Genomic DNA, 9,098 nt, shown 5'->3' with positions numbered 1-9,098 from the left:
ATGGCAGTTCACGACGAGGCGTATGCCCCCGGTCGTCTGGCGGATGTCGCCGGTCGCTACACCCAATATGCAGGTGCCGCCGTCAGCCTGTCGCTGATGATCGGCGTCGCGGTCTGGGGCACCAAGACCATCATGCGCGACGTCAGCGGCGTGCCCGTGGTGCGCGCGGCGCAGGGCGACATGCGCGTGGCCCCCGACGATCCCGGCGGTGACGTCGCCGATCATCGCGGTCTTGCCGTAAACACCGTGGCCGGATCGGGCGAGGCGGCAGCGCCGGAGGGTTCCGTCACGCTGGCCCCCCGCACCGTCGACCTTGCGGCCGAGGATCTGGACACCGCCCCGCTGGCCGCGGCGACACCGGATGCGGTCGTCGCCGCCAGTGCCGATGCGCCTGCCGCCGTGACGACGCCCACGGGGCCGATGAACGCCGACGACATCCTGGCCCTGGCCGATCAGATTTCCTCCGGCGTGGCTCCGATGGCCGCACTCGAGGATATGGAGGACGGCAGCAGCCCCGTCACCACTCTGGACGGCGAAAAGGTCGACGCGACCGAAATCATGAACATCGACGCCGAGGACCCGATCGCGCTGGCACTGGCCGAGGCGATGGCGTCGGACGTGGCAGAGCCTTCGCAGATTGCGGCACCCACGGGCAGCATCCGATCGGTCATTCGTCCAACGGCCCGCCCGCTACGCGCCACACCTGCCGTAGCCACCGCCGCCGACCTGACTCCGGCCCCCGTGCAGGTCGCAGCCGTCGTCGCGGAAGAGCCCGCGTTGCCGTCTGTCGCAGTCATGACCGACGAACTGCCGGTCGGCACCAAACTCGTGCAGCTGGGCGCATTTCCGACACCAGAGGATGCAGCGCAGGAATGGGGCAAGCTTCAGACCCGGTTCGGCGATCTGCTGGCGGACAAGGGGCAGGTGATCCAGCAGGCTTCATCCGGTGGGGCGACCTTCTACCGTTTGCGCGCCAGCGGATTTCAGGAATTGGCCGACGCACGGGCGTTCTGCGACGTGATGGACGCGGGCCGCGCCGCCTGCACGCCTGTCGTTGTCCGCTAATGCCACGATCTTAGGGCTGTCGGGACTGCGCCTGACAGCCAAAGAGACTGCGTTCTTTCGCGAGGTGAACCCCTGGGGCTTTATCCTGTTCGCCCGCAATGTCGACAACCCCGACCAGTTGCGCGGACTGACGGCATCCCTGCGCGATTGTCTGGGCCGCGCGGCACCCATCCTGATCGATCAGGAGGGCGGGCGCGTGCAGCGGATGCGCGCACCCCACTGGCGCGAATATCTGCCCGCGCTGGACCAGATGGCACGCAGCCGCGATCCTATCCGGGCGCATTGGCTGCGCAATCGCCTGATCGCCGCCGAACTGCACGACGTCGGTATCGACGTGAACTGCGCGCCGCTGGCGGATCTGGTGGAGGCGCAGACTCACCCCGTTCTGCGCAACCGGCTGTCCGGCGAGGCGGCGCCCATCGTGATCGAGGCGGCACGCGTCTGCGCCAATGCTTTCGTCGCGGGCGGGGTGTTGCCGGTGCTGAAGCATATCCCCGGTTACGGCCGCGCGAGCGTCGACAGCCACCAGAGCCTGCCGCGCGTCGATGCGGCCCGCGATGATCTGATGACCCGCGATTTCGCGCCCTTCGCGGCGCTGTCCGACATCCGCATCGGCATGACGGCGCATATCGTGTTTTCAGATATTGATCCGATCGCCCCCGCGACGACGTCGCCCGTCATGATGCGGGTGATCCGTGACGACATCGGCTTTGGTGGCCTGATCATGACCGACGACATCGGGATGGAGGCGCTGTCCGGCTCCCCCGCCGAGCGTGCCGCCGCCAGCATCGGTGCCGGCTGCGATATTGTTCTGCACTGCAACGGCGAACTGGCAGAAATGGGCCCGGTGGCCGACGCCGCGGGACCGTTGACACCGGCGGCGCAGGTCCGCGCCCTGCACGCCCTGGCCGAACGTCGGGCCCCGCAGCCGATTGACATTGCGGCCGCGGTTCACGACCTTGAGGCGCTTCTTGGCTGAAGGGCCAGCATGATGGCACAGGACCCGCTCGATTTCACCGAGACATCCGTCGCCGACCGCATCGCGGCCGAGGCGCTGATCGTGGACGTGGGAGCGTTCGAGGGACCGCTCGACCTGTTGTTGACGCTATCGCGCACGCAAAAGGTCGACCTGCGCAAGATTTCCATTCTGGCGCTGGCGCGTCAGTATCTGGCCTTCGTCGAACAGGCCAAGGCGCTGCGGCTGGAACTGGCGGCCGATTACCTCGTCATGGCCGCCTGGCTCGCCTTTCTGAAATCCCGCCTCCTGCTGCCGCCCGACCCCGACGACGACGGACCCAGCGGCGAGGAACTGGCCGCGCATCTGGCATTTCAGCTCGAACGGCTGGAATCGATGCGCAGCGTCGCCGCCCGCCTGATGGGCCGGGACCAGTTGGGCCGCGATTTCTTTGCCCGCGGCATCACCGAGGACGTGACCCGCGTGCGTCGCGTGACCTATACCGCGACGCTACTGGACCTGATGCAGGGCTATGCGCGGATCAGGACGAGGGACGATTTCCGCCCCTTCGTCATGGACCGCGACAACCTGATGACCATGGAGCAGGCGCTGGACCGGATGCGCCACCTGATCGGCTTCGCCGGCGATTGGACCGACATCGCGAGCTACCTGCCCGCAGACTGGGAACGCGACCCTGTGCGGCGGCGCACCGCCACCGCGGCGACCTTTGCCGCATCGCTGGAACTGGCCAAGGAAGGCCGCATCGAAATCCGACAGGGCGACACCTTTGCGCCCATCCAGATCCGCAAGAGGACGCCGCGCGATGAATGAACCCCGCGACAGCCTGTTCGAGGCACCGCCGATGCCCGAACAGGAACGCATGATCGAGGCGATCCTCTTTGCCACGGCTGACCCGGTCAGCGTGCCGCAACTGGCGGGCCGGATGCCGCACGGCTGCGATCCTGCGACGGCCCTCGCCCATGTGCGCAAGCGCTATGAAGGGCGCGGCGTCCATCTGGTGCGGGTGGGCGAGGCTTGGGCCTTTCGGACGGCCCCCGACCTTGGCTTTTTGATGCAGCACGAGGTCGTGGAAACCCGCAAGCTGTCGCGTGCCGCGATCGAGACCCTCGCCATCGTCGCATACCACCAGCCCGCCACGCGGGCCGAGATCGAGGAGATCCGGGGCGTTTCCGTCAGCCGCGGAACGCTGGACCAGTTGATAGAGCTGGACTGGATCAGGCTCGGGCGGCGGCGGATGACACCGGGGCGGCCGGTCACCTTCGTCGTGACGGAACAGTTTCTCGATCACTTCGGCCTGGAAAGCGCCCGCGACCTGCCGGGACTCAAGGAACTGCGGGCTGCAGGGCTTCTGGACAGCCGCCCGCCGCCGGGTGCCGACGATTCCGACGGCGACCCCGCGGCACAGGAAGATCAGGACGATCTGTTCGAAGAATAGATTGCTTTGTCGATTCGGATCGCTCCAGGCGGGCTGCAAAAGGGTCGTGATGGCGATAAAATACTGCTCTCAGGTCGCTTTAACGGCGCGGGGCGGCGCGAAATGCTTGGATAGTTTCAACCCCTGGCCCTGGTAATTGGACGCGATCCCCGCCCCATAGAGCGCCTGCGGATGGGACGACATCCTCTCGTAGACCAGTCGGCCGACGATTTGCCCGTGTTCGAGGACAAAGGGGGCCTCGTGGCAGCGCACCTCCAGCACACCGCGCGAGCCGGTGCCGCCCGCCGCCGCCCAACCGAAACCGGGGTCGAAGAAGCCTGCGTAATGCACGCGGAATTCGCCCACCATCGCAAGATAGGGGGCCATCTCGGCCGCCTGCATGGGGGGAATGGCGATCGCCTCGCGGCTGACGAGAATGTAGAAGGCCCCCGGATCGAGGATGATCCAGCCCGTCTCCGTATGGACCTCTTCCCAGTAGTCGGCGGGGGTGTAATAGGCCAGCTTCGACAGGTCCACGACGCCGGTATGCGGCTTGGCCCGGTAGCCGATCAAAGTGCCTTGCGCGGGCCGCAGATCAACGGAAAAGCCAAGACCGTCCGCGATCACCGGTTCCACGTCGACGATCGGCGTCTCGCGGTGTAGCGCCAGCAACTCTGCATCGGTCATCAGGGTCTGGCCCTGACGAAAGATGATCTGGTTCAACATCTGACCTGGCTGCGCCACGACCGAGAAACTGCGCGGACAGATCTCGACGTAAAGCGGACCCGTGTAGCCCTCTGGCACACGGTCGAAGGCGACGCCGCGGTCCGTGATGATCCGGGTCAGAAGGTCGAGCCGCCCGATTGAGGATTTGGCACTTGCCGCAGCCGTCATGCCGGCGGGCAGCGACAGGCCTTCCTGCAAGGGGACGACGTAGACGCAGCCTTTTTCCAGCACGGCACCGCCGGTCAGCGGGACGGTGTGCATGGTGAAATCGCACAGACGCTCGGCGACCGTGCGGTTGCCACCAGCCAGAAACGAAGCGCGGACCCGGTAGGCCACATCGCCCAGCCGCAGGTCGAGCGACGCGGGTTGCACCTGTCCGGCGGTGAACGGTGTGGTCGCGGTCACGGCACCGAGGGCGATCAACTGCGCGATCTGGTGATCGGCCAACACGCCTGTCGCAAATGTCGTCATGGCCACCGTCCCCCTGTGTCACATAGCAAAACGCCCGCGGCACAAGGCCAGCGGGCGGTTTGTTTGGTCGGGCTAGCAGGACTCGAACCTGCGACCTTCCGTCCCCCAGACGGACGCGCTACCAGGCTGCGCTATAGCCCGACTGAGGGCGTGTTTACCCGATATGGGGCCAAGGGCAAGGGTGGAATTGCGCCGCCGGGAGTGTATTTTCAGCCCTGCGTCAGCCGCCCGTGAGCCTGGGCCAGCCGGTCGATCAGTGGCCGGATCGCACCGGCGCGCGACGACACGGCCGCCCGGTCCATCCGTGCCAATGTCCCCAGCAGCCGCGATCCGGTGATCTGGCGCGGGGCGGGGTGCGGGGGCAGATCGGGCGGCGGCGGCGGGGCGGCCTTTTCGATGAGGGCTTCTGACGGCGGCACGGTGGCGGTCAGGCGGACGACCGTGTCGCCTGCGGTGTCCGCCAAAGGCGCTGCATCCGCCGCGTCCCGAGATGCCGCGTCGGCGTGGACATTTTCGACCATCGTGATTGTCAGCGCGCGCCTCGGCGGGTCCGCCCGCGTGTCATTTGCCGGGACCGGGTCGGTGGTCTCCACGACCGGTTGCACCTGCGCGTCGATCACGTCGGTGTCGTCAAGGTCGTCGTCCGGCAGGCGGACCATATCCATGACCGCCTTGGGCCCACGGTCACGCAGCACCTTCTGCGCGCCCTTGATCGTCATGCCCTGATCGTGCAGCAGTGACTTGATCCCGCCCAGCAACGCCACATCGTCGGGGCGGTAATACCTGCGTCCGCCCGCACGCTTGACCGGCTTGACCTGCACGAACTTGCTTTCCCAGAACCGCAGGACGTGCGCCGGGGTGTCGAGTTGTTCGGCCACTTCAGAGATGGTGCGAAATGCGTCCGGCGCCTTGGCCACAGGGTAATCCCTTACGTCTTGTTGCCCGCCGCAACCTTGTCCTTCATCAGGTGGCTGGGACGGAAGGTCAGCACCCGACGCGGGTGGATCGGCACTTCTTCGCCGGTCTTGGGATTGCGACCCACGCGGGCCGCCTTGTCGCGGATCGAGAAGGTTCCGAAAGAGCTGATCTTGACCGATTCGCCGGACACCAGCGCATCGGAGATATGCTGCAGAACGCTTTCGACCAGATCGGCACTTTCGTTGCGCGACAGACCGACCTGTGTATGAACGGCGTCGGACAGGTCCATCCGCGTCAGTGTATTCTCACTCATGGCATCCCCCAAGATTTCGTGAACCTTACGTGAGGGGCAATTTGAAAGTCAATAACAAGCGGTTGTGCGATGTTCTTCCTGCGGTTGTCCGCGCTACCAGCGCAGGACGACCGCACCCCATGCCAGCCCGCCGCCAATCGCCTCGGTCACGACCAGATCGCCGGTCTTGATCTGGCCGCGGGCCTTGCCCACGGACAGCGCCAGCGGGATCGATGCGGCAGAGGTGTTGCCGTGGTCCTGGACGGTGACGACGACCCGTTCCATGTCGACGCCCAGCTTGCGGGCGGTGGACTGGATGATCCGGATGTTGGCCTGATGCGGCACGACCCAGTCGACATCCGCGGCCGTCAATCCGGCCTTGGCCAGCGCCACGTCGGCGGTCGCGGCCAGCTTTTCGACGGCGTGGCGAAAGACTTCCTTGCCTTCCATGCGCAGCTTGCCGGTGTTCTGGGTCGCAACGCCGCCATCGACATACAGCAGGTCACGGTAGCGTCCGTCAGAGTTCAGGTCGGTGGCCAGGATGCCGCGATCCGACGCGTCGCCCTTGCCGTCTTCGCCAGCCAGAATCAAGGCGCCGGCCCCGTCGCCGAACAGCACGCAGGTGCTCCGGTCGGTCCAGTCCATGATGCGGCTGAAGGTTTCGGCCCCGATCACCAGCACCCGGTCCGCCTGACCCGACACGATCAGCGCGTTGGCCTGTGCCAGCGCATAGACGAAGCCCGCGCAGACCGCCTGCACGTCAAAGGCATATCCGGTGGTGTTGCCGATGGAATTCTGCACCATCGTCGCGGCCGAGGGGAAGGTCATGTCAGCGGTCGAAGTCGCAAGAATGATCGCGTCGATGTCGGAGCCTTGCAGCCCGGCATCGGCCAAGGCCGCGTTGGCGGCGCGGGTGGCAAGGTCTGACGTCGTCTGCCCGTCGGCCGCGAAATGGCGCCGCTCGATCCCGGACCGGCTGCGTATCCATTCGTCGGACGTGTCGAGCGTTTCGGCAAACCATGCGTTCGGCACGATGCGGTCCGGCAGATAATGCCCCACCCCCTGGACGACGGCGCGGCGCATCAGGCCTCCGCCTCGGTGCCGCTGGCCCGCACGCCTTCGTGGGGCAGGGCTGCGGCCAGTCGCTGTGCCAGCCGTTCGGAAAATCCCTGGTCGGCCAGCCGGTGCGCGAGCGAGATCGCAGCCGCGACGCCCATCGCATCGGCAGAGCCGTGGCTCTTGATCACCGTCCGAGTCAGACCCAGGAACACGCCGCCGTTGACCCGGCGCGGATCGACCCGCTTTTTCAAGGATCGCAGCGCACCGCGCGCCATCAAGGCGCCCAGCATCGAAAACGGCGTCCGGCGCAAGGCCTCGCGCAGCAGGTCGGAAATCAGGTTGGCGATGCCTTCCCCGGTCTTCAGCGCGACATTGCCGGTGAAACCGTCGGTGACGATGACGTCGCAGCCGTTGCCCGGCAGATCGCCGCCCTCGACGAAGCCGACATAGTCGAAATCGCCCTTGTTGGACGCCGCGGCGATCAACTCATGCGCGACCTTCAGTTCGGCGCGGCCCTTGTGTTCCTCGGTCCCGACGTTCAGCAGGCCGACGCGCGGCCGCTTCAGATCAAAGGCGTTGCGGGCATAGGACGCGCCCATCAATGCATAAGTCAAAAGGTCGTCCTGATCGGCGCGGATGTCGGCCCCGGCGTCCAGCATGACGTTAAAGCCCTGTGCGTTGCGCGACGGCCAGAGGCAGGCGATGGCGGGGCGGTTCACGCCGTCCACCTTGCGCAGGCGCAGCATCGACATCGCCATCAACCCGCCCGTGTTGCCGCAGGACACGACGACGCCGGCCTCGCCGGTGCGGACCGCCTCGATCGCGGACCACATTGACGTGGCCTTGCCGTGGCGGACCACATGGCTGGGCTTGTCGTGCATGGTGACCACGTCGCTGGCGTCGCGCAGAACGACCTTTTCGGTCAAACCGTGCTTGTCCAGCAGGCCGGTCAGTTCCTTTGCGCGGCCATGCAGGATCACCTGTGTGCCGGCGTTCTTCTTGAGGAACAGCGCAAGGCCCGCAACCACCGTTCCAGGCCCGTTATCGCCCCCCATCGCGTCGATGGACAGAACACGCGAGGCGTCCATACCGGTCAGGGCCGTCCCTGTGTCGGGCATGGTCACGCCTTTCCGTTCTGCCAGATCCGCCGTGGCCGCTTACGCGGCGTCTTCGTCGATCTCGACGGTCTCGGCAACGACCACTTCACGCTCTGCGTAGTGACCGCAGGACGGGCAGATGTGGTGCGGACGCTTCTGCTCGCCGCAGTTCGTGCATTCGTTGGGGTTCGCTGCGGACAGCGAATCGTGCGAGCGACGCATGTTGCGGCGGGATTTGGAGACTTTGTTCTGCTGGACGGCCATGTCGCAACCTATCTGTTAATGAAGGGCGCGAATGGCCCGTGTTTCGTGATCTCGCAGGGCACCTATGCCATCAGGGCCGCCCTGTCGAGAGGGGGAGGAGAGAGGTCGCGAACATACTGCGAAAGCACGTTTGTGCAACCCTTTTATGTCGCCGGTTTCAGGCCTCGTCGTCACCTTCGCTTGAGAGCCTGTCGCGCAGCGCGCCAAGCCCGGCAAAGGGCTTTGCGTCGTCGTCGGTCATCGGCGTGACACCTGCGGCGGCCGCCAGAACCTGACCCAGTTCGGTCTCCTCTGCGCGCGGGAACGGCGGCAGGGCCAGGCTCAGCGCCTCGATCATCACCGCGCCAAGGTCGAGTGTCTGGGGCAGGGGCTCTACGGCGTCATCCTCGGGCATCTCGACCTCGCTCCCGTCGGGATAGGTGAAATCGCGGGCGTAAACGCGACGCACATCCTCGTCCAGGCGGGTGGTGACCGGGGCCAGCGTGGCCACACAGGTTTGTACGACTGTGGCCCCAAGCTTCCCGGTCAGTTGCCAGTCGCCGCGGCCCTGTGGCGTGATCTCACCCGCGAAAGTCAGCTTCTTCACGCCAAGTATGTCGAGGTGCGCCGCGATCGCGTCCCGTTCCGCAGACGTTGGCGTCAGATCGAAAGTGGTGGCGTGGCGATTGGTCAGATCGGCCAGCCGCAGAATTTTGGTCGGCAGTTCGGTCGGTCCGGTCATCGGGCGGTTCCATTCTTGAACAAGGGGCGTCGCATGTTGTAGGTGAGTTAAAAGGCGCATCGCGCCAAGGCAAGGGCCGCAGGGCCGAAGGTGAC

The 9,098-nt window shown here is 66.1% G+C and carries 11 protein-coding genes and 1 tRNA gene; 4 read left to right on the top strand and 8 right to left on the bottom strand.

Annotation, left to right across the window (positions count from 1 at the left end):
• From ACOI1H_RS10810 to scpB, 4 genes are read left to right on the top strand one after another with little or no spacing between them, the layout of a single operon-like run.
• Positions 1-1,065, top strand: a complete 1,065-nt coding sequence (locus ACOI1H_RS10810; RefSeq protein WP_422437348.1) for an SPOR domain-containing protein — start codon at positions 1-3, stop codon at positions 1,063-1,065.
• Positions 1,055-2,044, top strand: coding sequence for a glycoside hydrolase family 3 N-terminal domain-containing protein (locus tag ACOI1H_RS10805; RefSeq protein ID WP_422437346.1), 990 nt, complete (start codon positions 1,055-1,057; stop codon positions 2,042-2,044). Before ACOI1H_RS10810 ends, ACOI1H_RS10805 begins: the two co-directional genes overlap by 11 nt.
• A gap of 12 nt (positions 2,045-2,056) precedes the next feature.
• Positions 2,057-2,851: a segregation and condensation protein A gene (locus tag ACOI1H_RS10800; protein ID WP_422437383.1), complete on the top strand. Its 795-nt coding sequence runs from the start codon at positions 2,057-2,059 to the stop codon at positions 2,849-2,851.
• Positions 2,844-3,476, top strand: a complete 633-nt coding sequence (scpB, locus tag ACOI1H_RS10795) for an SMC-Scp complex subunit ScpB (protein WP_422437344.1) — start codon at positions 2,844-2,846, stop codon at positions 3,474-3,476. The genes ACOI1H_RS10800 and scpB overlap by 8 nt, the downstream gene beginning before the upstream one ends.
• A 69-nt stretch (positions 3,477-3,545) precedes the next feature.
• On the opposite strand, the gene ACOI1H_RS10790 is transcribed toward scpB, so the two are convergent.
• The 8 genes from ACOI1H_RS10790 to ACOI1H_RS10755 form a co-directional block, all read right to left on the bottom strand.
• On the bottom strand, positions 3,546-4,652 hold the full coding sequence (locus ACOI1H_RS10790) for a 2'-deoxycytidine 5'-triphosphate deaminase (RefSeq protein ID WP_422437343.1): 1,107 nt from the start codon (positions 4,650-4,652) through the stop codon (positions 3,546-3,548).
• Between the two features lie 64 nt (positions 4,653-4,716).
• Positions 4,717-4,793: transfer RNA gene (locus ACOI1H_RS10785), tRNA-Pro, on the bottom strand.
• Between the two features lie 68 nt (positions 4,794-4,861).
• Complete coding sequence (locus tag ACOI1H_RS10780) at positions 4,862-5,569, bottom strand: MerR family transcriptional regulator (protein ID WP_422437341.1); 708 nt, start codon at positions 5,567-5,569, stop codon at positions 4,862-4,864.
• Between the two features lie 11 nt (positions 5,570-5,580).
• Positions 5,581-5,883 (bottom strand): integration host factor subunit alpha, encoded by a 303-nt coding sequence (ihfA, locus tag ACOI1H_RS10775; RefSeq protein WP_422437340.1) that lies wholly within the window; start codon positions 5,881-5,883, stop codon positions 5,581-5,583.
• A gap of 93 nt (positions 5,884-5,976) precedes the next feature.
• On the bottom strand, positions 5,977-6,948 hold the full coding sequence (locus ACOI1H_RS10770; protein WP_422437381.1) for a beta-ketoacyl-ACP synthase III: 972 nt from the start codon (positions 6,946-6,948) through the stop codon (positions 5,977-5,979).
• Positions 6,945-8,039 (bottom strand): phosphate acyltransferase PlsX, encoded by a 1,095-nt coding sequence (gene plsX / locus ACOI1H_RS10765; protein WP_422437338.1) that lies wholly within the window; start codon positions 8,037-8,039, stop codon positions 6,945-6,947. Before plsX ends, ACOI1H_RS10770 begins: the two co-directional genes overlap by 4 nt.
• 39 nt (positions 8,040-8,078) lie before the next feature.
• Positions 8,079-8,282 carry a 50S ribosomal protein L32 gene (gene rpmF / locus ACOI1H_RS10760; RefSeq protein ID WP_422437336.1) on the bottom strand — a complete coding sequence of 68 codons (204 nt, stop codon included), beginning with the start codon at positions 8,280-8,282 and terminating at the stop codon, positions 8,079-8,081.
• Between the two features lie 157 nt (positions 8,283-8,439).
• Positions 8,440-9,003 (bottom strand): YceD family protein, encoded by a 564-nt coding sequence (locus ACOI1H_RS10755; RefSeq protein ID WP_422437334.1) that lies wholly within the window; start codon positions 9,001-9,003, stop codon positions 8,440-8,442.
• Positions 9,004-9,098 lie beyond the last annotated feature (95 nt).

The organism is Loktanella sp. DJP18, assembly GCF_049310965.1.
Classification (GTDB): Bacteria; Pseudomonadota; Alphaproteobacteria; order Rhodobacterales; family Rhodobacteraceae; genus Loktanella.
The sequence above is the reverse complement of the archived record's forward strand: the minus strand, read 5'-3'. Positions and strand labels throughout refer to the sequence as shown.

Coding starts and splice junctions, on each gene's coding strand:
- ACOI1H_RS10810 (WP_422437348.1), top strand. CDS start 1: ATGGCAGTTCACGACGAGGCGTATGCCCCCGGTCGTCTGGCGGATGTC.
- ACOI1H_RS10755 (WP_422437334.1), bottom strand. CDS start 9,003: ATGACCGGACCGACCGAACTGCCGACCAAAATTCTGCGGCTGGCCGAT.
- ihfA (WP_422437340.1), bottom strand. CDS start 5,883: ATGAGTGAGAATACACTGACGCGGATGGACCTGTCCGACGCCGTTCAT.
- ACOI1H_RS10790 (WP_422437343.1), bottom strand. CDS start 4,652: ATGACGACATTTGCGACAGGCGTGTTGGCCGATCACCAGATCGCGCAG.
- plsX (WP_422437338.1), bottom strand. CDS start 8,039: ATGCCCGACACAGGGACGGCCCTGACCGGTATGGACGCCTCGCGTGTT.
- rpmF (WP_422437336.1), bottom strand. CDS start 8,282: ATGGCCGTCCAGCAGAACAAAGTCTCCAAATCCCGCCGCAACATGCGT.
- scpB (WP_422437344.1), top strand. CDS start 2,844: ATGAATGAACCCCGCGACAGCCTGTTCGAGGCACCGCCGATGCCCGAA.
- ACOI1H_RS10800 (WP_422437383.1), top strand. CDS start 2,057: ATGGCACAGGACCCGCTCGATTTCACCGAGACATCCGTCGCCGACCGC.